The sequence below is a fragment of the Streptomyces sp. C1-1 genome, from assembly GCF_050214755.1.
Classification (GTDB): Bacteria; Actinomycetota; Actinomycetes; order Streptomycetales; family Streptomycetaceae; genus Streptomyces.
Window position 1 is genome coordinate 8,024,894 of sequence record NZ_CP189826.1, and the last position, 24,572, is coordinate 8,049,465.

Here is a 24,572-nt window from a genome sequence, read left to right on the forward strand (position 1 = left end):
CGTTACGAGGACGCGGTGGCCGAAGCCGACGGGGACGCCGACGCCGACGCACCCTCACCGCCCCCGGTGAACACCGAGACCGCCGCCTTCGCCGCCGCCTCGACCAGCGAAATCCCCTTCGCCTGCGTCGAGTTGCCGTTGGAGAGCACGGCCACCAGGAACGCGTGACCGCCGGCCGTGACCCGGCCGATGCTGTTGATGTCCCACAGCCCGGTCGTGCTGCGGGCCAGCCAGCCGTTCTTCAGCGCCCACCGCGTGCCGTCCGCCGCGGCCGACACACCCCAGTGCTGATCGGCCTCGATCTGCCCCATCAGCCCCCGCAGGTACGACCGCGAGGCGGCGGTCAGCTTCGAGTCGTCCCCGAACACCTGCCGCAGCAGGGTGAGCTGGTCGGCCGCCGTGGTCTGGGTCAGCCCCCACAGGGCACCGTCACCGCCCTCGGTGCCGGTCAGCCCGAACCTCTTGTTCGCCGCGTCCAGCCCGTCGGCCCGCCCGATGACGTCCCACAGCGCGGAGGCCGACGCGTTGTCACTGTTCTCGATCATCTTGGTGGCGTACGACTTCTCGGCCGCGGTCAGACGCCGGTCCTCGTCCTGCGCCCGCAGCAGCAGCGCCGCGAGGATGTCGACCTTGACGATGCTCGCCGTGTCGAAGGCGCCGTCCCCGTACGTGGCGCTCTCGCCCGAGTCCAGGTCCAGCACCGCGACCGACACCGCCGCCCCGTCCTCGGCGGCCACCGACCCCATCGCCTGCGTGAGCAGCGCGTCGTGGTCCACCGTCGGCTCCGCCACGGGCTCCACCGATTCCCTCCCGTCGGCCGTGGCCGAGGAGGAGGCCGACGCCCGCGACGATACGGGGCCCGGGCCCGAGTGCGCCTGTGCCTTCACGTACACCGTCCCGGCCGCGGTGACGCCCACCACGGCGACCACGGCGAGGGCGGTGCTGAGCAGAGGACGTGTCCGGGAGGGGCGGGCGCGGCGGCCGCGGCGGGCTCTGGGGGACTCCATGCCCGCGATGCTCGGGGCGCCGACTGTGCGGGCCGTTAGACGGACGTTAGATCCAGGTCAGGGAAATCTGAGAAAGCCGTGAAGTCCGTGAACACCTGGTTTCCGGGGCCGCACAAGCCCAGCAGCATTCCCCCGATACCCGCCCTATAGGGTCGGTGACCGTGGCGAACAAGAACATCCCGGACCCCGGCTTCTCCGACGACGACGGCTCCGCCGACCCCCGGCTGAGCGCCGCGCTCGCCGCCTGGGCCGAGGACCGCACCGCACTGGGCCCGGTCCTCGAGGCGCTCAAGGGCGCCCGGCTGCTGGTCCCCGTCGTGGCCGTGCTCGGCGAGGTCGAGGAGGACGAGAACGGGCTGCGCCGCGAGAAGACCTCCGACATGGCCGTGCCCACCCTGAAGGCGGGATCCCGCACCGCCCTGCCGGCCTTCACCTCCACCGACTCGCTGGCCCGCTGGGACCCGGCGGCGCGCCCCGTCGCCGTACCCCTGCACCAGGCGCTGCAGGCCGCCGCGCACGAGAAGGCGGACACGGTGGTGCTGGACATGGCCGGACCGGTGCCCTTCGAGCTGACGGGACCCGCCCTGCTCGCGCTCGCCGAGGGCCGTACGACGGCCGACCCGCTCGCCGACCCGGCCGTGCGGGAGGCGGTACGGGCCGCGGTCGCCGCCGAGTCCGCCGTGCTGAGCGCCTACCTCGGGCCCGGGCGGGCCGACGGCACCCTGGCCCTCGTGCTCGACGAGGCCGCCGCGCCGGCCGAGGCCGCGCGGGCCGTCGCCGAGCGGCTCGCCGGTGACGACACACTGAGGGCCCGCCTGGTGCGCGGCCTCGACCTGGCACTGCTGCCGGCCGGGACGACGCCCCCGGGCGAGCCCCTGTACGTGCGGTGACCTACTTGCCGTAGACCGGGCCCGTGTACTTCTCGCCCGGGCCCTGACCCGGCTCGTCGGGCACGAGCGAGGCCTCGCGGAAGGCCAGCTGCAGCGACTTCAGGCCGTCGCGCAGCGGGGCCGCGTGGAAGGAGCTGATCTCCGTCGCGGAGGCGTCCAGCAGACCGGCGAGGGCCGCGACCAGCTTGCGGGCCTCGTCCAGGTCCTTGTACTTGTCGCCCTCCTCCGTCAGGCCCAGCTTCACCGCGGCGGCGCTCATCAGGTTGACGGCGACCGTCACGATCACCTCGACCGCGGGCACCTCGGCGATGTCGCGGGTCATGGCGTCGAAGTCGGCGGGGGACTCGGGGGACTCAGGAGGGGTGTCACTCATGCCTCACACGATAGGGCCCGGTGCACGCCGGTTCGCACCACCCCCGGACAGCTGCTAACCTTGTGTGACGACCGGCTGGACACGCCTGCAGTACCAGTGCCCGGCCCACAAGTGGAGGCTCCGATCTCCCACCCGACCGTCCCCCGGGACGGCGGGTCACCCCGGTCAGGCGGCCACCATCGTTCCGTACGGACGATGGAGTCGCCCGAAAGCGCGCCCCGTGATCATCGCGGCGGTGCTCCGGCAGTGTATTTGGAGCCCCGCCTGTGATCGTCCGGGGCATTTTTTGTGCTTCGGCGCGGTTAGGTCTGTCGAAAAGAGACAAAACGCGGCCGTCCGCCAGATGGCCGTGTGGTGCTAACCGAGGAGGATCCATCAGCGCCGAGCCCCGCATCAACGACCGGATTCGCGTTCCCGAGGTGCGACTTGTCGGTCCCAGTGGCGAGCAGGTGGGCATCGTCCCGCTGGCCAAGGCACTGGAGCTTGCCCAGGAGTACGACCTCGACCTCGTCGAGGTAGCGGCGAACGCCCGTCCGCCCGTGTGCAAGCTCATGGACTACGGGAAGTTCAAGTACGAGTCGGCCATGAAGGCCCGTGAGGCGCGCAAGAACCAGGCGCACACGGTCATCAAGGAGATGAAGCTCCGGCCGAAGATCGACCCGCACGACTATGACACCAAGAAGGGTCACGTCGTCCGGTTCCTCAAGCAGGGCGACAAGGTCAAGATCACGATTATGTTCCGTGGTCGCGAGCAGTCCCGGCCCGAGCTGGGCTACCGACTGCTGCAGCGTCTCGCGGAGGACGTCCAGGACCTCGGTTTCGTCGAGTCGAACCCGAAGCAGGACGGCCGAAACATGATCATGGTCCTCGGTCCGCACAAGAAGAAGACCGAGGCGATGGCCGAGGCCCGCCAGGCGCAGGAAGCCCGCAAGGCAGACGCGAAGGCCAACCCCGGCAAGTCGCAGAACGCCGCGGAAACCGAGAACGCCGTGGAGACCGAGGCACCTGCCGAGGCTTCCGCCGAGGCGTGATCCCGGGGACGCCAGTCCCAGGACGCAGTAACCGATACAAGAGCGACGTTCCGACGTGCCCGGTTTTCGTGACCGGGCACCGGAGCGCCACCGACGAGGAGATAACGGCGCTATGCCGAAGAACAAGTCGCACAGCGGTGCCAGCAAGCGCTTCAAGGTCACCGGCTCCGGCAAGGTGCTCCGTGAGCGCGCCGGCAAGCGCCACCTGCTCGAGCACAAGTCGTCCCGCGTGACGCGTCGCCTCACCGGCAACGCCGAGATGGCCCCGGGCGACGCCGCGAAGATCAAGAAGCTTCTCGGCAAGTGACGTGCCCGGCGCTCCACCTGAGCGCCGCACGTCTGGACCGGGACCCAATCGATACCGGGCCGTGTGAGTCCACCCACGGCCCCGCTACAAGGAGTTAACAAGTGGCACGCGTCAAGCGGGCAGTCAACGCCCACAAGAAGCGCCGGGCGATCCTCGAGCAGGCCTCCGGCTACCGCGGTCAGCGTTCGCGCCTGTACCGCAAGGCCAAGGAGCAGGTCACCCACTCGCTGGTCTACAACTACAACGACCGCAAGAAGCGCAAGGGTGACTTCCGTCAGCTGTGGATCCAGCGCATCAACGCCGCTGCCCGCGCCAACGGCATCACGTACAACCGCTTCATCCAGGGTCTGAAGGCCGCGAACGTCGAGGTCGACCGCAAGATCCTGGCCGAGCTGGCCGTCAACGACGCCACCGCCTTCGCCGCGCTGGTCGAGGTCGCGCAGAAGGCGCTGCCCGCCGACGTCAACGCCCCGAAGGCGGCCTGACGCCGCGCTCGGCCCGAGCCGACGTGACTGGACGGACCCGTGGGCCGATGCCCGCGGGTCCGTTGTGCTGAGTGGAAACGAAGGTGAGCACCGCATGCCCCCCGTCAGCCCCGAGCTGATCTCCCCCCGGTCCCCCCGCGTGTCGGCCGCACGGCGGCTGGCCAAGCGGAACTTCCGGGGCAAGGAGCGGCTGTTCCTGGCCGAGGGTCCGCAGGCCGTGCGGGAGGCCGCCGGACACGGGCTGGTGGAGCTGTTCGCCACGGTCGAGGCCGCCGAGCGGTACGCCGACATCGTGGGCGAGGCCAGGGACGCGGCCGCCCGGGTGCACCTCGCCTCCGAACAGGTCATCGCCGACATCTCCACGACCGTCACCCCGCAGGGGCTCGTCGGGATCTGCCGGTTCGTCGACACGCCCTTCGAGGAGATCCTCGCCGCCCGCCCCCAGCTGGTGGCCGTCCTCGCGAACGTGCGGGATCCCGGGAACGCCGGGACCGTTCTGCGGTGCGCCGACGCCGCGGGGGCCGAGGCCGTCGTCCTGACCGACGCCTCCGTCGACCTGTACAACCCCAAGGCCGTACGGGCCTCCGTCGGTTCCCTCTTCCACCTCCCCGTGGCCGTCGGCGTCCCCGTCGACGAGGCCGTCGCGGGGCTCAAGGGCGTCGGCGTGCGCATCCTCGCCGCCGACGGCGCCGGCACCGACGACCTCGACGACGAGCTGGACAAGGGCACCATGGGCGGGCCGACCGCATGGGTGTTCGGGAACGAGGCGTGGGGGCTCCCGGAGGAGACCCGCGCACTCGCGGACGCCGTGGTGCGCGTTCCGATCCACGGAAAGGCCGAGAGCCTGAACCTCGCCACCGCGGCCGCCGTATGTCTCTATGCGTCGGCCCGTGCACAGCGCGCCTCCGGAGGGTGCCGCTCCGTCACCGGCAACTAGTAGGGTGACCAGCTCGGGGGGCCACCTGCGCCGTCGAGAGGTGGGGTTTCGGGGATGAGTGTCGGCACGGGCAGGGCACGGGGAGCACAGGACGCGCCGCACGCGCCCGCGCCCCGGCACGGTGAAGCCACCGAGCTCGGCGTCGACCCCGACGAACTGCCCGACGGTCTCGTCATCGCCGACGAGCGGGGCCAGGTCGTCTGCTTCAACGCCGCCGCCGAGCGCATCACCGCCGTCCCCGCCGAGGAGGCCCTGGGGCAGCGGCTGGAGAAGGCCCTGCCGCTGGAGGACCTGGAGGGGCGCCGCTGGTGGCAGTTGACCGACCCCTACGGCGGCCTCGCCATCCGGCAGCGGCAGCCCGAGCGGAACCTCCTGCTGCCGGGCGGGCGGGAAGTCCTCGTGTCGGCCCGCTATGTACGGACCGAGCCCACCGGGCCCGTCCGCCGCGTCGTGGTCTCCCTGCGGGACACCGAGGCCCGGCGCCGCACCGAACGCAGCCACGCCGAGTTGATAGCCACCGTCGCCCATGAACTGCGCTCGCCGCTGACCTCGGTCAAGGGCTTCACAGCCACGCTGCTGGCCAAGTGGGAGAGGTTCACCGACGACCAGAAGCGGCTGATGCTGGAGACCGTCGACGCCGACGCCGACCGGGTCACCCGGCTCATCGCCGAGCTGCTGGACATCTCACGGATCGACAGCGGGCGGCTGGAGGTGCGGCGCCAGCCCGTCGACATCGGTGCGGCCGTCGGGCGGCACATCCAGGCGTACGTCGCCGCCGGGCAGCCCGCCGACCGGTTCCTGCTCCGCCTCGAGCAGCCGCTGCCCGCCCTGTGGGCCGACCCCGACAAGATCGACCAGGTGCTCAGCAACCTGCTGGAAAATGCCGTGCGCCACGGCGAGGGAACCGTCACCATCGACATCACGGCCACGGAGTCCCCGCGCGAGGGCGAGGACACCGGCACGTCGGTCACGGTGAGCGACGAGGGGCCCGGCATCCCGGAGGAGTCCATGAACCGCGTCTTCACCCGCTTCTGGCGGGGCAGCAAGCGCGGCGGCACGGGCCTCGGGCTCTACATCGTCAAGGGCATCGTCGAAGCCCACGGCGGCACCATCACCGTCGGCCGGGGCCCCCAGGGCGGAGCCGAGTTCCGATTTACGTTGCCCGTGGCGGCCCCGGCGTATCTCACCTGAGAGCCGGCAAGGGCCCCACGGGCGCATTCGTATACCTCCACCCCGTTAGACTCGGCCTTTGGCACCCTTGTGTCCCATGGACGGCCCTCTGACCTCTGTGTGAGTCGGTGACGGGGACCTTCAGCCAGCCAATCGGAAGCACGGGAAGAGATGTCGGCACCGAATAAGTCGTACGACCCTGTCGAGGTCGAGGCGTTGAAACCGGAAGAGATCGAGCGCATGCGGGACGAGGCGCTCGCCGCCTTCGTCGCCGCGGACTCCCTCGACAAGCTCCAGGAGGCAAAGGTCGCCCACACCGGCGGCACCTCCCCGCTGGCCCTGGCCAACCGGGAGATCGGCGCCCTGCCCCCGCACGCCAAGGCCGCCGCCGGCAAGCTGGTCGGCCAGGCCCGCGGCGCCGTCAACAAGGCGCTGGCCGCCCGCCAGGTCGAGCTGGAGGCCGAGCGGGACGCGCGCGTGCTGGTCGAGGAGTCGGTGGACGTCACGCTGCCGTACGACCGTGTACCGGCAGGCGCCCGTCACCCGCTGACCACCCTGTCGGAGCGCATCGAGGATGTCTTCGTGGCCATGGGCTACGAGGTCGCCGAGGGCCCCCAGGTCGAGGCCGAGTGGTTCAACTTCGACGCCCTGAACATCGGCCCGGACCACCCGGCCCGCGGCGAGCACGACACCTTCTTCGTACAGGGCCCGGAGGGCGGCACCGAGTCCGGTGTCGTGCTGCGTACCCACACCTCGCCCGTGCAGATCCGCTCGCTGCTCGACCGTGAGCTGCCGGTGTACGTGATCTGCCCCGGCGTCGTGTACCGCACCGACGAGCTCGACGCGACGCACACCCCGGTCTTCCGCCAGGTCGAGCTGCTCGCCGTGGACGAGGGCCTGACCATGGCCGACCTCAAGGGCACCATGGACCACATGGTCCAGTCGCTGTTCGGCGAGGGCATGAAGACCCGGCTGCGGCCCAACTTCTTCCCGTTCACCGAGCCGTCCGCCGAGATGGACATGGTGTGCTACGTCTGCCGCGGCGAGTCCGTCGGCAACCCCGACCGCCCCTGCCGCACCTGCTCCTCCGAGGGCTGGATCGAGCTGGGCGGCTGCGGCATGGTCAACCCGCGGGTGCTCACCGCCTGCGGCGTCGACCCGGAGAAGTACAGCGGCTTCGCCTTCGGGTTCGGCATCGAGCGGATGCTGATGTTCCGCCACAACGTCGAGGACATGCGAGACATGGTCGAGGGTGACGTCCGGTTCACCCGGCCGTTCGGGATGGAGATCTGATGCGGGTCCCGCTTTCTTGGCTGCGGGAGTACGTCGACCTGCCGGCGACGGAAACCGGCCGTGACGTACAGGAGAAGCTCGTCTCTGCCGGGCTCGAGGTCGAGACCGTCGAGCACCTCGGCGCCGACCTCAAGGGCCCCCTGGTCGTCGGCCAGGTGCTGACCATCGAGGAGCTGGAGGGCTTCAAGAAGCCCATCCGCTTCTGCACCGTCGACGTCGGCCAGGCCAACGGCACGGGCGAGCCACAGGAGATCGTCTGCGGCGCCCGCAACTTCGCCGTCGGCGACAAGGTCGTCGTGGTCCTGCCCGGCGCCACGCTGCCCGGCGGCTTCTCGATCTCCGCCCGCAAGACCTACGGCAAGACGTCCCACGGCATGATCTGCTCCAGCGACGAGCTGGGCATGGGCGACGACGGCGCGCACGGCATCATCGTGCTGCCGCCGGAGACCGAGGTCGGCAAGGACGCCATCGAGCTGCTCGAACTGGTCGACGAGGTCCTGGACATCGCAGTCACCGCCAACCGCGGCGACTGCCTGTCCATCCGCGGCGTCGCCCGCGAGACGGCCATCGGCTACGGCCTGCCGCTGCGCGACCCGGCCCTGATCGACGTACCCGGCCCGAACGCCTTCGGCTACCCGGTCCAGGTCAGCGACCCGCACGGCTGCGACCGCTTCACCGCCCGCACGGTGACCGGCCTGAGCCCCGAGGCCCGCTCCCCGATCTGGCTGCAGCGCCGCCTGCAGAAGGTCGGCGTGCGCCCGATCTCGCTCGCCGTCGACGTCACCAACTACGTGATGATGGAGCTGGGCCAGCCCCTGCACGCCTACGACCGCTCCCTGGTCCAGGGCACCATCGGCGTGCGCCGCGCCGAGCCGGGCGAGAAGCTCGTCACCCTGGACGGTGTCGAGCGCAAGCTGGACGCCGAGGACCTCGTCATCACCGACGACCGCGGCCCGATCGGGCTGGCGGGCGTGATGGGCGGCGCCAACACGGAGATCGCCGACCACGCGGAGGGCGAGGGCACCACCGACGTGGTGATCGAGGCCGCGCACTTCAACGCGGTCTCCATCGCCCGTACGTCCCGCCGCCACAAGCTGTCCTCCGAGGCCTCCCGCCGCTTCGAGCGGGGTGTCGACCCGCAGGCCGCCGCCGCTGCCGCGCAGCGCACGGTCGACCTGCTGGTCCTCCTCGCGGGCGGCACCGCCGAGGCCGGTGTCACCGAGGTCGTCGCGCCCTCCGCGCCGCACACCATCGCCGTCGCCGCCGACCACCCGGACCGGGTGGCCGGCGTGGAGTTCGGCCGTGAGACGGTCGTACGGCGGTTGCAGGAGATCGGCTGCGACGTGTACGGGCAGGACGAGCTGATCGTCACCGTGCCGTCCTGGCGTCCCGACCTCCAGGAGATCAACGACCTCGCCGAGGAGGTCATCCGCCTCGAGGGCTACGAGAACCTGCCCTCGACGCTGCCCAAGCCCCCCTCGGGCCGCGGCCTGACCCACCGCCAGCGGTTGCACCGCCGGGTCGGCCGCGCGCTGGCCGGAGCGGGCTACGTGGAGGCGCCGAACTACCCCTTCATCAGCGAGCAGGTCTTCGACCAGCTGCTGCTGGAGGCCGACGACCCGGCGCGCCGGGTGGTGAGGCTCACCAACCCGCTCAACGACGAGGAGCCCGCGCTGCGTACGTCGCTGCTGCCGGGCCTGCTCGGCGCCCTGCGGCGCAACGTCGGCCGCGGCTCGCACGACCTGGCCCTGTTCGAGACCGGGCTGGTGTTCCACCCGCGCGAGGAGCAGAAGGTCGCCGCCGCGCTGCCCGTCGACCGGCGTCCGACCGACGAGGAGATCGCCGAGCTCGACGCCGCGCTGCCCGAGCAGCCGCGGCACGTCGCCGCCGTCCTCGCGGGCGCCCGCGAGCAGGCCGGCTGGTGGGGCAGGGGCCGCCCCGCCGACTGGGCCGACGCCGTCGAGGCGGGCCGCGCGGTCGCCCGGGAGGCCGGTGCCCAGCTGCAGGTCCGCAAGGGCCAGTACGGGCCCTGGCACCCCGGCCGCTGTGCCGAGTTCACGGTGGTCGCCGACGGCGCGGAGACCGTCGTCGGGCACGCCGGTGAGCTGCACCCGCGGGTGGTCAAGGCGCTCGGGCTGCCCGAGCGGACCTGCGCGGTGGAGCTGAACCTGGACGCGCTGGAGCGGGTCGGCGACGACACCCCCCAGGCGCCGAGCATCTCCACGTTCCCGGTGGCCACGCAGGACGTCGCCCTCGTCGTCGACCAGTTCGTGCCGGCCGCCGAGGTGGAGGCCGCGTTGCGCGACGGCGCGGGTGAACTCCTGGAGTCCATCCGGCTGTTCGACGTGTACGAGAACGAGGAGCAGCTGGGCGAGGGCCGTAAGTCGCTGGCGTACGCGCTGCGGTTCCGGGCCGACGACCGGACGCTGACCGTGGACGAGGCGTCCGCGGCCCGGGACGCGGCCGTCGCCGTGGCGGGCGACCGCACCGGGGCCGTCCTTCGGGGCTAGGCGACCACGCCCTTCCCTCGTTCGGGTGACAACTCCGGGTGATCTGGTCCTATCGGGCCAATCGCTCGACAGAATCGGACCGGCCTTTCGAGGCCGGTCCGTCTGTGCTCTCGGGGCCTGTATGGGGGGCCATCGGCATGATTCGCGTCAGGGCTGGGCTTTCTCGTAAGCACTTGCTCTCGCTGGGGCCGCCCATGGTGTGGGGAGCCATGGCCATCACCTACAAGCTGACCTGCCCGCTCGCCCAGCAGAACGGGCTGCGGGCGCGCATCGTGACCAGCGCGGTGTTCTTCGTCGTCGGCACCGGGCTGGTCCTCCAGGTCCGGTGCGCGCTGTTGCGGGAGCTGCGGGAGGCCCGGGAGGTCGCCGGGGCGGCGCAGCGGGTGCTGGTGCGGCCCCTGCCCGCGCGGGTCGCCGGGCTGAACGTCGCCGCCACCCAGCTGTCGGCCGACCGGGGCGCGGTCATCGGCGGAGACCTCTACGAGGTCATCGCCACCGAGCACGGCGTGCGTGTCGTGATGGGCGACGTGCGTGGTCACGGACTCGCCGCCATCGGTACGGTCGCCGCGGTCCTGGGCAGTTTCCGCGAGGCCGTGCACGACGAGCCGGAACTGGGGTGCGTGCTGCGGCGGCTGGAGCGGGCGCACGCCCGGCATCTGCGCGAGGGGGCGCGCGGGGAGCATCCCTCCGCCGAGGGCGAGCCGGACCATCCGGTCGCCGAGGAGTTCGTCACCGTACTGCTGCTGGAGATCCGGCCGGACGGCGAGGTGCGCGTCCTCAACTGCGGTCACCCCTGGCCGTATTTGCTCGGTCCGGCCCGGGCCGAACCCCTGACCCGGGCCGAACCGCTTCCTCCCCTCGGGCCGTTCCCGTTGCCCGCCGAGCTGCCGGCCGTCGGCTGCGGCCGGTTGCCGCCCGGTGAGGCACTGTTCCTGCACACGGACGGGGTCGAGGACGCCCGGGACGGAGCCGGCCGGTTCTTTCCGCTGCCGGCCGTGCTCGCCGGGGCCGTCCGTGCCGGACCCGTCTGCCCGCAGTCGGTGCTGCGCGCCGTCCTCGCCGCGTTGCTGCGGCACGTCCGCGGCAGGCCGGCCGACGACGTCGCGCTGCTCGTGCTGCGCAACGACCGCCGTGACGTCGTCCGACAGACTCCCGGTGAGCCGGTCGGACACCGGGCGCACCGCCTCACGTGACGTCGAGGCCGCGAACCGTCACGCACCCCCGCGGTGCGCCCGGCGCTCCCGCGTGGTCTCGGCGGGCAGGTCCCTCATCCCTCGCTCTCGGCCCGGCGCGCCGTCCCCCCGCCACGGAGTGTCGGGCAGGCAGCGGGGCGGACGGCGCGGAAGCGGGCCGCCGCACTGTACGAGGGGGAGCCGGCGGCCCGGCCGGCCTCTTGCGAGGCATTTCAGTCAACCGGCTGGAAACTCTCCGCGACAGTGCGCGCACACTGCGGATTCTTGTACTCCGTTCACACCCCGTGTGAAGGCGCCCGCACTACTCTGACGGCACCGAGGCTCCCGGGGGGCACCCATGCAGCCCAACACTCTGCTCGACGCGATCCTGGACGAGGCCGGGATCTCGCACGCCGGGCTGGCCGCGCACGTGAATCAGGCGGGACGGGCACGCGGTCTCGCGCTGCGCTACGAACACACCGCCGTGGCACGGTGGTTGAAGGGGCAGCGGCCGCGCGGTCAGGTGCCCGACCTGATCTGCGAGGTGCTGGCGGTACGGCTGCACCGCCCGGTCACCCTCGACGACATCGGCCTGGGCGTGCCGGGGGAGCCGTCGACTCCGCACGGCACGTCCCTGTCCGGCTTCGTCGAGCGCGCCACCGCGCTGTGGCGCTCCGACGAGCAGCAGCGCCCGCACATCCTGGGCGCGCCGGCGGTGACGGGCACGCCCGCGGTCATGCCCGTGTGGGAGTGGGAGAACCCGCCCGAGGACGTCGACGTCTCGCGCGGAGGCCGGCACCGGGTCACGCCCGCCGACCTCGAGATGCTGCGCGCCGCCCGCACGCACTACGAGCAGATGTACCGCAAGGCGGGCGGCATAGCGACCCGCACCCGGATCGTGGGCTTCCTCAACGCCGAGGCCGCGCCGCTGCTGCGCGGCAGCTACACCGACGCCACCGGCCGTCAACTGCACCGCGCCACGGGCGGATTGGTGGCGATCGCGGGCATCTGCGCGTACGACTCCGATGCCCACGGCCTCGCCCAGCGCTACTTCCACCAGGCCCTGCGCCTGGCGAAGGCCAGCGGGGACCGGGGGCTCGGCGCCTATGTGATCGCCCTGCTGGTGAACCAGTCCCTGTTCATGAAGGAGCACCGGCAGGCCGTCGCCTTCGCGGAGGCCGCGCTGCGCGCCGCCGGCAAGCACATCACCCCCGCCCTCGCCTGCGACCTGTACGCGATGCAGGCCAAGGCGTACGCACACCTCGGCGACGGCACGACCGCCCTGTCCTGCATCCGGCGTGCCGAGCAGGCGGCCGAACGCATCCGGCGCGGGTACGAGCCGGACGAGACCGGCTATGTCCAGCCCGGGCTGGTCAACGTCCAGGTGGCGGAGGCCCTGCTCAGCCTCGGCGAACTCGTGGCGGCGGGGGAGCACGCGGCGGCCGCCGTGGACAACCCGGCGCACGACCGGGGGCGCGTGCACCGGCTCGCGATGCTCAGCACGATCGAACTGCGCCGCGGCAACGCCGACAAGGCGGTGGCCATCGCGGTGCAGATGGCGGAACAGGCGCGCGGGATGGAGTCGCAGCGGCTGCGCGACAGACTCCGGGCGGTGCGCGAACACCTGGTGCGCAGCGGTTGCGCGGGCACCGCCGAGGCCGCCGAACTCATCGACGGGGCCCTGCGCGTACCTCTGTAGACCGGTTACGGGCACCGCCGAGCCACAGTCCCTGCTGCGATATTGCCACTTACTCGACGGAAGGTGGCAGAACCGTGCAGTGGACGAAACAGAACGAACAAACTGTGTACTCAAACCGCTGGTTCAGCGTCAACCTCGCGGATGTCGAACTGCCGGACGGCCGGCATCTCGATCACTTCCTCATACGGCTGCGGCCCGTGGCCGTGGCCACGGTGGTCAACGAGGCCAACGAGGTCCTCCTCCTGTGGCGCCACCGCTTCATCACCGACAGCTGGGGGTGGGAACTCGCGGCGGGGGTCGTCGAGGACGGCGAGGACGTCGTCCACGCGGCCGCCAGGGAGCTGGAGGAGGAGACCGGCTGGCGGCCGGGGCCCCTGCACCACCTCATGAGCGTGGAGCCGTCCAACGGCCTCACCGACGCCCGGCACCACATCTACTGGTCGGACGAGGGTGAGTACGTCGGTCCCCCCGTGGACGACTTCGAGTCGGACCGCCGGGAATGGGTCTCCCTCAAGCTCGTCCCCGACATGGTCGCCCGCGGGGAGGTCCCGGCCGCCAACATGGCGGCCGCGTTACTGCTCCTGCATCACCTCAAACTCGGGCAGGACGCCAAACCCTGATCCCCCACCCGCGTCCCGGTCCCGTCTCAGCGGCCCAGGGCCTGCCATATCGTCGCCACGAGCGCGCCCACCGCGGTCAGCGTCGCGATCGCGGGCAGCGGCCAGCGGGCGTGCTCCAGCACGATGATCCGTGCGCTCAGGTCGTCGATCTCCTTGTCCGTCTCCTCGGTGCGATGGTTGAGCAGGGCCAGTCCTCCCTCGACACGCGCGTAGGCGACGTCGAGCCGGCGGCGTAACTCTGCGAGTTCTCCATGGACCACGGGATGCTCGGGGTCGGCGGTCACGAGTCCGCTCCTTTCCGTAGTCGTCACATCCCTTGCATGCGCATGAAGAGTCAACTCGCCTGGTGGACGGGTGGGGAGCGTGTGCGCGCGGCATATGCGGGCCCGGCGCGCACACGGCGTGTGAATGACGCGGGCCCGGCACTCACCGAGTGCCGGGCCCGCGGTCGTCGCACTGTGTCACCGGCACCCTGGAACGGGCACTGTGCACACAGCCGCCGGCCGTCAGTCGTAGGTGTAGAAGCCCGAGCCGGTCTTCCGGCCGAGCCGGCCGGCGTCCACCATGCGCTGCAGCAGCGGGGGAGCGGCGTAGAGCGGCTCCTTGTACTCCTCGTACATCGAGCTCGCGATGGAGGCGATGGTGTCCAGACCGATCAGGTCGGACAGCTTCAGCGGGCCCATCGGGTGGGCGCAGCCCATCTCCATGCCGTTGTCGATGTCGTCGCGGCCGGCGATACCGGACTCGAACATGCGGATCGCGGAGAGCAGGTACGGCACCAGCAGCGCGTTGACCACGAAACCGGAGCGGTCCTGGGCACGGATCGCGTGCTTGCCGAGCACCTTCTCGGCGAAGACCTGGGCACGGCTGAGCGTGCCCTCGGACGTGGTGAGCGCCGGGATCAGCTCGACCAGCTTCTGCACCGGGGCCGGGTTGAAGAAGTGGATGCCGACGATGTGGTCCGGGCGCGAGGTGGCGACCGCGAGCTTCACCAGCGGGATGGAGGAGGTGTTGGAGGCCAGGATCGCGTCCGGGCGGGTCACCACCTGGTCGAGGACCTGGAAGATCTGGGTCTTGACCTGCTCGTTCTCGACGACGGCCTCGATCACCAGGTCGCGGTCGGCGAACTCGCCGAGGTCCGTGGTGAAGCTCAGCCGCGCCTGGGTCGCGTCCCGCTCCTCCTCGCTGATCTTGCCGCGCTCGGCCGCCTTGCCCAGGGAGTTGAACAGCCGGGTCCGGCCGATCTCCAGGGCCTCGCCGGTGGTCTCGGCGACCTTCACGTCCAGGCCGGACCGGGCGCACACCTCGGCGATGCCCGCTCCCATCTGGCCGCAGCCGACCACTCCGACGCGCTCGATGTCGGTCACATCGTCCCCTTCGCTGATCTACGAATCGGGCAGGTTACCCGCTGGTTCGGCGCCTGCTCCAAACCTGCACGTTACCTCCGGCGATCGTTGATCGATCGTTCGGGTACCGCGTGGCAGGCTGACGCCGGAGGGCGCCCGGGTCGACAATCGCGCCGGGACTCGCGCATCGACACACGGAGGTCGGGGAATGCTGCACCGGAAGTCTGGGCTGTCACGGCGGGTGTTCGCGGTGACCGCCCTGTCGGCTCTCGCGGCGGGAGGCGGTGCCGTGGCGGCCGGGGCGGCGATGGCGGGCGGTGAGCCGAAGCGCCGTCGGGCCTCGCGCGAGATGCGGGGCGTCTGGGTGGCGACCGTGGCCAACCGCGACTGGCCCTCGAAGCCGGGACTGACGGCCGCCCGGCAGCGCACCGAGCTGATCGCGATTCTCGACCGCGCGGTGGAGGACCGCCTCAACACCGTGATCCTCCAGGTGCGCCCGACGGCCGACGCGCTGTGGCCCTCGCCGTACGAGCCCTGGTCGCAGGTGCTCACCGGCACCCAGGGCGGGGACCCGGGCTGGGACCCGCTGGGCACGGCCGTCGAGCAGGCCCACGCCCGCGGCCTGGAGCTGCACGCCTGGTTCAACCCGTACCGCATCGCCAACCACACCGATCCGGCGAAGCTCGTCGCCACGCACCCCGCGCGCAAGCACCCGGACTGGGTGGTGACGTACGGCGGGAGGATGTACTACAACCCCGGCCTGCCCGAGGTCCGCGCCTTCGTGGAGAAGGCGATCCTCGACGCGGTGCGCAGGTACCCCGTCGACGCCGTCCACTTCGACGACTACTTCTACCCGTACCCGGTGGCCGGCCAGACCTTCGACGACGACGCGGCCTACGACCGCTACGGCGGCGGCTTCGCGAGCCGCGCCGACTGGCGCCGGGACAACATCGACAAGCTGGTGCGCGAGACGGCGGCCGGCATCAAGCGGATCCGCCCGGCCGCGCAGTTCGGCATCAGCCCGTTCGGCGTGTGGCGCAACGCGGACACCGACTCCCGCGGTTCGGACACGAGGGCCGGGGTGCAGACGTACGACGACCTGTGCGCGGACACCCGCAAGTGGGTGCGGAAGAACTGGATCGACTACATCTGCCCGCAGATCTACTGGAACATCGGCTTCTCGGCCGCCGACTACGCCAAGCTGCTGCCCTGGTGGGCGGAGGTGGCCGAGGGCACCGCGACCAGGCTGTACATCGGGGAGGCCCTGTACAAGGCCGGCGACCCGGCGCAGTCCGCCGCCTGGCAGGACCCCGCCGAGCTGTCCCGGCACCTCACACTGGGTGCGGACCACCCCGAGGTGCGCGGGCACGTCTTCTTCGCCGCCAAGGACGTGGCGGCGGACCCGATCGGCGCGATGGCGCGGGTGATCGCCGACCACTACCAGCGGCCGGCGAGGTCCCCGCGCTGATTCACGCCTGTGTTTCCCTGTGCCGGATCTCGGTGTCCGGGCCCGGTGAGCAGATGCCCGTGTGCCCGTCCTCGAAGCGGACGCGGTACGGAGGGTTGCCCTGCTGGCCCATGACTTCGACGATCTCGCCGACCTTGTCCTGTTGGCCTACCACCCTGCCGTGCTGGACAAGCTGGTCGCCCACGGTTGCGCGCATCTTCGGTGCCTCCTCGGCAAGTGCGGGAGAAGCGGTCCGTGGCCCTGAGTCTACGGCGCCGAACGGCGGTGGGAAGTGGGCCGTTGGGCCCCTCAGCCCCGGGCTCGCTGGGTCACCGCGATGCACACCAGCACCGCCGCGGCCGTCAGCGGGGCGGCCACCGTCAGGTGCTCGCCCAGCAGCAGCACCGACCACACCAGTGTGAGCAGGGGCTGGGCCAACTGCAACTGGCTGGCCCTGGGGACGCCGATGGCCGCCATGCCCCGGTACCAGACGACCAGCCCGAGGAACTGCGAGCCCGCCGCCACCCACAGCAGCCCCGCCACACTGTGCGCGGTCAGCCGCACGGGTTCGTGCGACAGCGCGATCGCCGCGGCCGGCACGGACAGCGGCAGGCACAGCACCAGCGCCCAGCCGATGACCTGCCAGCCCGGCATGACCCGCGCCAGCCGGCCGCCCTCGGTGTAGCCGGCCGCGCACACCAGCAGCGCCGCGAACAGGTACAGGTCGGCGGCCGTCAGCGCCCCGCCGCTCTGCTGCACGGTGAACGCGACGACCGCGGCCGCGCCCGCGAGGGCCGCCGTCCAGAACGTACGCGAAGGACGGTTGCCGATGCGCAGGGCCGACAGCAGCGCGGTCGTCAGCGGCAGCAGGCCGACCACGACCGCGGCGTGCGCGGTGGTCGAGGTGCGCAGGGCCAGGGTCGTCAGCAGCGGGAAGCCGAGGACGACACCGGCGGCGACGACCGCGAGGCCCGCCCAGTGCCGGCGGTCCGGCACCGGTATCCGCCCCCACGCTCGGCCTCGCTCGCGCGGGGGGACCCCCACCGCCAGCAGACAGCCCCCGGCGACGACCGCGGCGAGCACGCTGCGCACGGCGACCAGCGACCAGGGCCCGAAGCCCTCCAGTCCCCAGGCCGTGGCGGGGAACGTGAGGGAGAAGGCGGTGACGCCGAGTGCGGCCTGGAGGGTGCCGGAGCGCCGGTCCGCCGGGGCCGCCGGATCGGCGGTGCGGGTGCTGACCGCTATCGTGGTCGCCGTAGTAGCGCTACTCTGTGCTCTCATGCAGCAGCGTAGCAGCGTCGGTGAACTGGCGGAACAGCTGAAGAGTGAGCTCGACCGCTACTCGCCGGGTGGAAAGCTCCCGTCCAGTCGGGTCCTGGTCGAGCGGTTCCGGGTCAGTCCGGTGACCGTCTCGCGCGCCCTGGCCCAGCTGGCCGCCGAAGGCCTGGTGGTGACCCGGCCGGGGGCCGGCGCCTTCCGGGCCGCGCCGCGCGCCGCCACCGCGCCCGTCGGCGACACCTCCTGGCAGGAGGTCGCGCTGAGCGCCGACGGCGCCGGCGATCTCGTCCCGCGCACGGTCGACGCCTCCGGCGTGGTCGTCTCGCTCGCCGCCCCGCCGCCCGGCGTCATCGAGTTCAACGGCGGCTATCTGCACCCGTCGCTGCAGCCGGAGCGGGCCATGGCGGCCGCCCTGTCCCGGGCCGGCCGCCGCCCCGGCGCCTGGGGGCGGCCGCCGATGGAGGGACTGGAGGAACTGCGGGAGTGGTTCGCCCGCAGCATCGGCGGCGGGGTCGGCGCGGCCGGTGTGCAGATCACCGCCGGCGGCCAGTCCGCGCTGACCACGGCACTGCGCGCGCTCGCCCCGCCCGGGGCGCCGGTGCTCGTCGAATCGCCCACGTATCCCGGCATGTTGGCGATCGCGCGGGCGGCGGGTCTGCGTCCCGTTCCGGTCCCGGTGGACGCCGACGGCGTCCGCCCGTCGCTGCTGGCCGACGCCTTCCGGGCCACCGGCGCCCGCGTCTTCGTCTGCCAGCCCCTGTTCCAGAACCCGACCGGGGCCGTGCTCGCCCCCGAGCGGCGCGGGGAGGTGCTGCGCATCGCCCGTGCGGCGGGCGCGTTCGTCGTCGAGGACGACTTCGTACGACGGCTCGTGCACGAGGACGCGGGGCCGCTGCCCAGCCCGCTCGCCGCCGACGACCCCGACGGAGTCGTCGTCCACGTCTGCTCGCTGACCAAGGTGACCTCGCCGAGCTTCCGGCTGTGCGCCCTGGCCGCCCACGGCCCGGTCCTGGAACGGCTGCGCGCCATCCAGGTCGTGGATACCTTCTTCGTCCCCCGCCCGTTGCAGGAGGCGGCCCTCGAACTCGTCGGCTCACCGGCCTGGCCCCGCCATCTGCGGGCGGTCTCGGCGGAGTTGAAGGCCCGCCGCGACACCATGACGGCGGCCCTGCGCCGGGAGCTGCCCGAACTCGCCCTGCCGCACATCCCGTCCGGCGGCTACCACCTCTGGCTGCGCCTGCCCGACGGAACCGACGAGGCCGCCCTCGCCTCCGCCGCCCTGCGCGCCGGCGTCGCCCTCACCCCCGGCCGCCCCTACTTCAGCGCCGAACCCCCGGCCGCCCACGTGCGGTTGAGCTTCGCGGCGGTGGCGGGCGCGGGCGAGATCACGGAAGGCGTACGGCGGTTGCGTACGGCCTGCGCGGAAGTGCTGGGATAACCGTTCGACGACGGCGACCGCGGCCTGCGAGCATCCCGCCATGACCGACAGCGACACCCCGGACCTGCCCGAGGGCTACGAGCTCTCCACCGACGCCGACCGCCTCGACACCGACCGCGTGCACCGCTGGCTGTCCACCGACGCCTACTGGGCGATCGGGCGGCCCCGGGAGAAGCACGAGCGCGCGATCGAGGGATCGCTCAACTTCGGGGTCTACGAGGCGGTTTCCGGTGACCAGGTCGCTTATGCGCGAGTTGTCACTGATTACGCCACCTTCGCCTGGTTGTGTGATGTGTACGTCGATCCGTCCGTGCGCGGCAAGGGCGTCGGCACGGCGATGGTGGCGGCCGTACGGGAGCACCTGCGGCCGTTCGGGCTGCGGCGCGTCATGCTCGCCACGTTCGACGCGCACGGCGTCTACGAGAAGGTCGGCTTCACCGGGCTGGAGCGGCCCGAGATCTGGATGGCGCTCGAGTTCGGGTGAGCAGCCTCGGGTGACTTGTCCGCCAAATCCTGACCCGCGGGTAAGGTTTCGGCCACCCTCGGTGACTCGTGAGTGACATCCCTTGACCTGCAATCCTTCACGATTCACCATCACCGCATGCAACTCAGGGTCACATTCCTCGCCGCCGCTCGCAGCGCCCCGCTGCTCGCCGAGCGCTTCGAGGACGACCGTCCGCTGGACCAGGCCGGCTGGGAGGAGGTGCAGCGCGTCGCCCACGAGCTGATCCCGCTCGCGGCGGCCGAGCTGCGCTACTGCTCACCCACGCCGCGCAGCCGGGCCACGGGCGACGCCCTCGGTTACGCGCCACTGGTGCAACTCGCCCTGCGCGACTGCGACATGGGTCGCTGGCGTGGGCTCACCCTGGGCGAGGCGATGGCCCGGGAACCGCAGGCGGTGGACGCCTGGCTCGCCGACCCGCGCTCCGCCCCGCACGGCGGGGAGTCGCTGCTGACCTTCATCGGACGGGTCGGCGAGTGGCTCGACACCCGACCCGTCGAGGACGGCGGCAGGATCGTCGCGGTCGCCGAGCCCTCGGTCGTCCGCGCCGCCCTCGTCTACGCCCTCAAGGCCCCGCCGGCCACGTACTGGAACCTCGACGTGCGCCCCCTGTCGACGACCACCGTCATGGGTCGCGCGGGCCGCTGGAACCTCCGTTTCGACGCGGTGCCGGCCTAGGGCCCGACGATCCGGGCGTACTCCGTGACCAGCACGAGGTCCTTGGCGGGGCCCCGCACCCGCCACACCGTCCGCCAGTGGTCGGTGTCGCGGACCGTGAACTCGCCGCGGTAGAGGTCCGCCGAGCAGGGGTGGTCGGCGACATGGCGGCCGGTGCCGAGGTCCAGGTCGTGGAAGGGGCGGCCGTCGGCGAAGCGCACGTCGGCCGTTCCCGGCGCGCTCCCCGGCAGAAAGCGCAGGGTGCGTTCGGCGGGCCGCGGGACGCCCCGCCAGACGAAGGTGCCGGACTCGACGTGCAGGAGTCCGCCGCCCTCCAGCGGGCCGAACTCGGTCGTCCCCTCGAAGTGCCCCTCGTCGCCGCTCGCGAGGTCCCGCACCGTGCGCTCCACGTGCCAGCGCCCGGCGAGATGCGTCAGGACGTCCGGCACGGGAAGGAACCCACCCGCCCGCACGTCCGCCTCCCGGCCCGGCGATGCGGCCGGGACCGGTGATCCCACGGCTTCCATGGCCCCGACCCTACGTCGTGACCGGCGCCGTGAGGATCAGGCGGAGGTGGCGGGGGCCGTGTCCGCGGGCTGCTGTCCGAGCGGCAGCAGCCCGCGCTCGGCGAAGACCTTCTTCGCGGCGAAGGTCGCGTTCAGGGCCTTCGGTATGCCGCAGTACACCGCCGAGTGGGTCAGCGCCTCGGTGATCTGCTCGGGCGTGAGGCCCACGTTCAGCGCCGCGTTGACGTGCACGTCCAGCTGGGCCTCGCAGCCGCCGAGCGCGGTGAGCATGCCCAGCGTCACCAACTGGCGGTCGCGCGGGGCGAGTCCGGGACGGTCGTAGATCTCGCCGAAGGCCCAGGCGACGATCTGGTGGCCGAGCTCGGGGTTGACGTCGGCGAGGGAGTCGACGACCCGCTGGCCCGCCTCCCCGTCGACCCGCTTCAGCACCTCCAGGCCATGGGCGAAACGCTCTTCACGGGTGGTGCTCTCGCTCATGTCGTGTCTTCCGTTCCCGGCTGCCCGTCGAGCAGCCGTTCGTAGTGGTCGATCTTGGCGTCCAGCGCACGGGCGTTGCGCCGCAGCGCCCTGATCCGGTCGCCCAGTTCGGCGCGGTGTTCGCGCAGCACCGCCAGCCGGTCGGCGACCGAGACGTCCCCCTGTGCCCGCAACCGCGCGTACCGCTGCATGCCGGCGATCGGCATCCCGGTCTCGCGCAGCCGCAGCAGGAACTCCAGCCAGACCAGGTCGGCCGCGTCGTAGCGGCGCTGGTTGCCGGTGGTCCGGCCGACCCGCTCGATGAGACCGGCCTTCTCGTAGTACCGCAGGGTGTCGTGCGTCAGGCCCGTGCGTTCGGCGACCTCGGCGATGGTCAGGGTCGGCTCCGGGTCCTGCGGGAGAGGGTGTCCGCTGGTCATGACGAGAACGGTAGAACCTGGAGCGCGCTCCAGGTCAAGCGGCCTCCGTGCCGAGCGCGGGCGCCGTATTCAATTCACTGCCGCATCACACGCCGGGGGATTTCCGTTTCCCGTCCGTTCATTTTCCTCTCGAATTCAAGTCCAGGAGTTGTTCGGAACAGACATTGTCACTTCCTGTGGGCGGCGCAACCGATGGGGAATTCGATCCGTCTAACCCCGCGAATCGACGACCCGCGGGGAGTAACGAGGAATGCAGCGCGCAACCCTGTCCAGAATCGTTTCGAGTGCGATTTCGCACGGGAACGCGCCGTCGTGCCGGGGCGGGAACAGGGCGTGAAACAGTCCTCTCGGAGCCGGCCGGGGCGCGCGGCCGCACTTCTCGCGGCTCTTGTCGCGACCGCGGTGTCGTGCACCGCGGACGCGCTCGCCCGCAGCCGTCCCTTCGGTCCGCGCACCCGTGACGTCAACGACCTGGGCAACCAGTACGTGCCGTTCCACGCCCATCTGTGGGACCTGCTGCACGGGCGGGCCGACGGCGGGCTCCTGGTCAACTGGCAGTCCGGGTACGGCTCCAGCTTCCTGCCCGACCTCGGCACCTATCTCGGCAGCCCGTTCGCCCTGCTCGTCGGGGTGTTCCCGCGGGACGAGACCGACCTCGCGGTGTACGTGATCACGCTGCTGAAGACTGCGTCGGCCGGTGCCGCCATGGCCGTGCTGCTGCTGACCCTGCGGCCGGGCCGGTGGTGGGCGGCGGGGCTGCTCGGTGCCTCGTACGCGCTCTGCGGCTGGAGCGTCGCGGTCGCCTCGTACAACCCGATGTGGCTGGACGGACTCGTCGCGCTGCCGCTGCTGTGCCTGGTGGGCGAGTGGACGCTGCGCCGACGCCGGCCGCTCCTCGGCGTGCTCGTCGTGGCACTCGCCTGGACCGCCAACTTCTACACCGCGTACATGGCGACACTCGCCGCCGGCCTCGTGCTGCTGCTGCGGCTGTGGCTCAGCGGCGTCCCGGCCGGGCGGCGGCTCAGGACGGCGGGCCGCGCGGCCGCGACCGTCGCACTGGGGGTGGGCCTGGCGGCCCCGCTGGTCACGGTGGTCTACTTCGGCACCAGGCACGCCTACCCGGGCAGGACCGTGACGTTCCGGCCGGTGTCCACGCCCGACCTGCTGGCCCGCCTCCTCCCCACGACGTACAGCTTCGGCAGCCCCGCCCTCTACGCCGGCACCGCGGCGCTCCTGCTCGCCCTGGCCCTGCCCTTCCACCGGGCGGCCCCGCGCCGGGTGCGGGCCGGCTGGCCCCTGCTGCTCACGGCGGTCGCGCTGTCGTTCCAGTGGGGCCCGACCCACCTCGTCTGGCACGCCTTCGCCACCCCGCAGGGCAGCCCCTACCGGCAGGCCTTCGTGCTGTGCGCGCTGCTGGTGATCACCGCCTGGCACACCCTGTCGTACGGTCTGCCCGACCCGCGCGCGCTGGGCGCCGCAGGGGGGCTGCTCGCCCTGCTCACGGCGGTCGCGAGCCGCAGCGCGCTGATGAAGCCCGTGACATGGGCGGTACTGGCGCTCGCCGTCGCGGGCGCGGCCGGCGGCCTGGCGCTGCTGCGGACGGCCGAGAGCCGCCTCCCGACCTTCGGCGGCGGAACCCCGCCCGCTCCCGGCCACCCGGCTCCCTCGTCCGGGTCCCGGTCCGTCGCCCGCCGCCGGACCGTCCTGGCCGCGCTCGCCCTCGCCCTGCTCTTCGGCGGTCAGTTCGGGGAGGCGATGGCGACCTCCTTCGTGGCGACCCGGCAGCGCTTCGGGCACATGGACGACTACGCCCCCTGGGGACCCCGGCAGCACACGCAGGCGGAGGCGGTCGCGTGGGCCGACGGCTGGCCCCGCTACCGCACCGACCCGGGCCGCGAGCAGACCGTCGGCAACGACCCGCTCATGGTCGGCGGCCAGGGCGCCCAGTACTACAGCAGCCTCACCTCGGACGTCCTCAGCCGCACCCTCACCGCCCTGGGCGGCGGCTGGACCTCCCGGGGCCGCAGCGTGCAGAGCCTCGACAACGCCGTCACCGACGCGATCTTCTCGGTCGGGGCGCGCGTGCACTCGCCCACGGACCCCCACCAGGCCTACCTGCCACAGGTGGGCGGCCCGTTGAGCGTCTCCCGGGCCGACGTGCCGCCGCTCGTGACGGTGCGGCCCCGGCCCGACACGACGCCCTTCGGCCCGTCGCCGTACCGCAACCAGGAACTGCTGCTCGGCAGCCGCGTCTACACCGTCCCCCGGATCGCCCTGTACGACGACGCCGGAAAGCCGCTCAGGTCCGGGCGGGTCGGTTCCGGCAACGCCCTGGCCGCACCGGTGATCACGGCCGACTGCCCCGCCGGGAGCCGGGTCTACCTGTGGGCCCCGCACTTCTCCGGCACCGTCGGCCTGGCGGACGAGACCGCGTTCTTCCGCTCGGCCCGCCCCCGCAACCGTGCCGCCATGGAGCCGCTCGGCACCGCCCCGGCCTCCGGGCGGCTCCGCATCCGGCTGACCCCAGACCGCCCCGGCAGCGTCCCCCGGGGCGCCGTCGGCTGCCTGGACACCGCCCGGCTGCACGCGGCGGTGGAGCGCCTCAAGGCCACCGGCGCCACCCGCGTGACCGTCTCCGGCGCCACCGTCCGGGCCGAACTCCCCGCCCACAGCAAGGGGATCGCGGTGGTGGCGGCACCCCGCATCGCGGGCTGGCGCTGCGCCACCGGCGACGGCGCCGCCGTACCGGCCAAGGACCACCACGGCCTGATCGCCGTCCCCCTCGACGGCACCTCGACCACTCTGACCTGCACCTTCCACCCGCCCGGGCTACGGCTCGGCACGAGTGTCGGGGCCGGCTCGCTGCTGACCCTGACTCTGCTCGGCGTCCTGGCCGCCGTCCGCCGACGACGCGGCACACCGCCGGCCCCGTCCCTGCCCACCCGACCGCGCGAGCGCGTGCCCGGCGCTGCCTGAACGCGTCCCAG

Annotated in this window: 24 protein-coding genes and 1 pseudogene; 16 read left to right on the top strand and 9 right to left on the bottom strand. The window is 72.3% G+C overall.

Going from position 1 to position 24,572, the window contains the following annotated elements; all coding sequences use genetic code 11:
• Positions 1–2: 2 nt before the first annotated feature.
• The gene (locus ACQF4J_RS36455; protein ID WP_351802492.1) at positions 3–1,007 is read right to left on the bottom strand and encodes a serine hydrolase; all 1,005 of its coding nucleotides are present in this window, start codon (positions 1,005–1,007) and stop codon (positions 3–5) included.
• A 161-nt stretch (positions 1,008–1,168) separates the two neighbouring features.
• Here ACQF4J_RS36455 and ACQF4J_RS36460 point away from each other — a divergent pair, with 161 nt between their 5' ends.
• Entirely contained in the window at positions 1,169–1,897 is a 729-nt protein-coding gene (locus ACQF4J_RS36460) for an SseB family protein (protein WP_351568831.1), read from the top strand.
• Between the two features lies 1 nt (position 1,898).
• Here the strand turns inward: ACQF4J_RS36460 and ACQF4J_RS36465 are convergent, their stop codons facing one another.
• On the bottom strand, positions 1,899–2,270 hold the full coding sequence (locus tag ACQF4J_RS36465) for a DUF1844 domain-containing protein (protein ID WP_351568828.1): 372 nt from the start codon (positions 2,268–2,270) through the stop codon (positions 1,899–1,901).
• A 349-nt stretch (positions 2,271–2,619) separates the two neighbouring features.
• Here ACQF4J_RS36465 and infC point away from each other — a divergent pair.
• The 10 genes and pseudogenes from infC to ACQF4J_RS36515 all read left to right on the top strand — a co-directional run bounded on the left by infC (position 2,620) and on the right by ACQF4J_RS36515 (position 13,494).
• Positions 2,620–3,301 (top strand): annotated as a pseudogene (gene infC / locus ACQF4J_RS36470) (translation initiation factor IF-3).
• A gap of 112 nt (positions 3,302–3,413) precedes the next feature.
• A complete protein-coding gene (gene rpmI / locus ACQF4J_RS36475) occupies positions 3,414–3,608 on the top strand; it encodes a 50S ribosomal protein L35 (RefSeq protein ID WP_004933563.1) in 195 nt (64 codons plus the stop codon).
• A 101-nt stretch (positions 3,609–3,709) separates the two neighbouring features.
• Positions 3,710–4,093, top strand: coding sequence for a 50S ribosomal protein L20 (rplT, locus tag ACQF4J_RS36480; protein WP_004933571.1), 384 nt, complete (start codon positions 3,710–3,712; stop codon positions 4,091–4,093).
• 94 nt (positions 4,094–4,187) lie between these two features.
• A complete protein-coding gene (locus ACQF4J_RS36485) occupies positions 4,188–5,030 on the top strand; it encodes a TrmH family RNA methyltransferase (RefSeq protein WP_351568825.1) in 843 nt (280 codons plus the stop codon).
• A 54-nt stretch (positions 5,031–5,084) separates the two neighbouring features.
• Positions 5,085–6,221 carry a sensor histidine kinase gene (locus tag ACQF4J_RS36490; protein WP_351568822.1) on the top strand — a complete coding sequence of 379 codons (1,137 nt, stop codon included), beginning with the start codon at positions 5,085–5,087 and terminating at the stop codon, positions 6,219–6,221.
• Between the two features lie 150 nt (positions 6,222–6,371).
• Positions 6,372–7,493 carry a phenylalanine--tRNA ligase subunit alpha gene (gene pheS / locus ACQF4J_RS36495; protein WP_351568819.1) on the top strand — a complete coding sequence of 374 codons (1,122 nt, stop codon included), beginning with the start codon at positions 6,372–6,374 and terminating at the stop codon, positions 7,491–7,493.
• A complete protein-coding gene (pheT, locus tag ACQF4J_RS36500) occupies positions 7,493–10,003 on the top strand; it encodes a phenylalanine--tRNA ligase subunit beta (protein ID WP_351568816.1) in 2,511 nt (836 codons plus the stop codon). Before pheS ends, pheT begins: the two co-directional genes overlap by 1 nt.
• A 137-nt stretch (positions 10,004–10,140) precedes the next feature.
• On the top strand, positions 10,141–11,196 hold the full coding sequence (locus tag ACQF4J_RS36505; RefSeq protein WP_351802495.1) for a PP2C family protein-serine/threonine phosphatase: 1,056 nt from the start codon (positions 10,141–10,143) through the stop codon (positions 11,194–11,196).
• Positions 11,197–11,533: 337 nt separating this feature from the next.
• Positions 11,534–12,874 (top strand): transcriptional regulator, encoded by a 1,341-nt coding sequence (locus ACQF4J_RS36510; RefSeq protein ID WP_351568810.1) that lies wholly within the window; start codon positions 11,534–11,536, stop codon positions 12,872–12,874.
• A gap of 74 nt (positions 12,875–12,948) precedes the next feature.
• A complete protein-coding gene (locus ACQF4J_RS36515) occupies positions 12,949–13,494 on the top strand; it encodes an NUDIX hydrolase (protein WP_351568808.1) in 546 nt (181 codons plus the stop codon).
• Positions 13,495–13,520: 26 nt separating this feature from the next.
• Here ACQF4J_RS36515 and ACQF4J_RS36520 read toward each other — a convergent pair whose 3' ends face one another.
• Both ACQF4J_RS36520 and ACQF4J_RS36525 read right to left on the bottom strand, forming a co-directional pair.
• Entirely contained in the window at positions 13,521–13,778 is a 258-nt protein-coding gene (locus ACQF4J_RS36520; RefSeq protein ID WP_351568805.1) for a hypothetical protein, read from the bottom strand.
• Between the two features lie 222 nt (positions 13,779–14,000).
• Complete coding sequence (locus tag ACQF4J_RS36525) at positions 14,001–14,861, bottom strand: 3-hydroxybutyryl-CoA dehydrogenase (protein ID WP_142150648.1); 861 nt, start codon at positions 14,859–14,861, stop codon at positions 14,001–14,003.
• Between the two features lie 187 nt (positions 14,862–15,048).
• Here ACQF4J_RS36525 and ACQF4J_RS36530 point away from each other — a divergent pair, with 187 nt between their 5' ends.
• On the top strand, positions 15,049–16,308 hold the full coding sequence (locus ACQF4J_RS36530; RefSeq protein ID WP_427167727.1) for a glycoside hydrolase family 10 protein: 1,260 nt from the start codon (positions 15,049–15,051) through the stop codon (positions 16,306–16,308).
• Position 16,309: 1 nt separating this feature from the next.
• On the opposite strand, the gene ACQF4J_RS36535 is transcribed toward ACQF4J_RS36530, so the two are convergent.
• Together ACQF4J_RS36535 and ACQF4J_RS36540 are read right to left on the bottom strand one after the other, a co-directional pair.
• On the bottom strand, positions 16,310–16,504 hold the full coding sequence (locus ACQF4J_RS36535) for a DUF1918 domain-containing protein (RefSeq protein ID WP_351568799.1): 195 nt from the start codon (positions 16,502–16,504) through the stop codon (positions 16,310–16,312).
• A gap of 92 nt (positions 16,505–16,596) precedes the next feature.
• Positions 16,597–17,568 carry a DMT family transporter gene (locus tag ACQF4J_RS36540; RefSeq protein ID WP_427167728.1) on the bottom strand — a complete coding sequence of 324 codons (972 nt, stop codon included), beginning with the start codon at positions 17,566–17,568 and terminating at the stop codon, positions 16,597–16,599.
• On the opposite strand from ACQF4J_RS36540, the gene ACQF4J_RS36545 reads away from it, so the two are divergent.
• The 3 genes from ACQF4J_RS36545 (at position 17,567) to ACQF4J_RS36555 (ending at position 20,183) form a co-directional block, all read left to right on the top strand.
• On the top strand, positions 17,567–19,003 hold the full coding sequence (locus tag ACQF4J_RS36545) for a PLP-dependent aminotransferase family protein (RefSeq protein WP_427167730.1): 1,437 nt from the start codon (positions 17,567–17,569) through the stop codon (positions 19,001–19,003). The genes ACQF4J_RS36540 and ACQF4J_RS36545 overlap by 2 nt on opposite strands.
• 40 nt (positions 19,004–19,043) lie before the next feature.
• The gene (locus tag ACQF4J_RS36550; RefSeq protein WP_351568791.1) at positions 19,044–19,487 is read left to right on the top strand and encodes a GNAT family N-acetyltransferase; all 444 of its coding nucleotides are present in this window, start codon (positions 19,044–19,046) and stop codon (positions 19,485–19,487) included.
• A 117-nt stretch (positions 19,488–19,604) separates the two neighbouring features.
• Complete coding sequence (locus tag ACQF4J_RS36555; RefSeq protein WP_351568788.1) at positions 19,605–20,183, top strand: histidine phosphatase family protein; 579 nt, start codon at positions 19,605–19,607, stop codon at positions 20,181–20,183.
• Here ACQF4J_RS36555 and ACQF4J_RS36560 read toward each other — a convergent pair.
• Genes ACQF4J_RS36560 through ACQF4J_RS36570 form a run of 3 tightly spaced genes read right to left on the bottom strand, consistent with a single transcriptional unit; the run spans position 20,180 to position 21,585 of the window.
• Positions 20,180–20,689, bottom strand: coding sequence for a DUF6314 family protein (locus tag ACQF4J_RS36560; protein ID WP_351568786.1), 510 nt, complete (start codon positions 20,687–20,689; stop codon positions 20,180–20,182). The two genes, ACQF4J_RS36555 and ACQF4J_RS36560, sit on opposite strands and share 4 nt — an antisense overlap.
• Positions 20,690–20,725: 36 nt before the next feature.
• Complete coding sequence (locus tag ACQF4J_RS36565) at positions 20,726–21,166, bottom strand: carboxymuconolactone decarboxylase family protein (protein ID WP_351568783.1); 441 nt, start codon at positions 21,164–21,166, stop codon at positions 20,726–20,728.
• A complete protein-coding gene (locus ACQF4J_RS36570; RefSeq protein ID WP_351568780.1) occupies positions 21,163–21,585 on the bottom strand; it encodes a MerR family transcriptional regulator in 423 nt (140 codons plus the stop codon). The genes ACQF4J_RS36565 and ACQF4J_RS36570 overlap by 4 nt, the downstream gene beginning before the upstream one ends.
• 333 nt (positions 21,586–21,918) lie before the next feature.
• Here ACQF4J_RS36570 and ACQF4J_RS36575 point away from each other — a divergent pair, with 333 nt between their 5' ends.
• The gene (locus tag ACQF4J_RS36575; protein WP_427167731.1) at positions 21,919–24,561 is read left to right on the top strand and encodes a YfhO family protein; all 2,643 of its coding nucleotides are present in this window, start codon (positions 21,919–21,921) and stop codon (positions 24,559–24,561) included.
• Positions 24,562–24,572 lie beyond the last annotated feature (11 nt).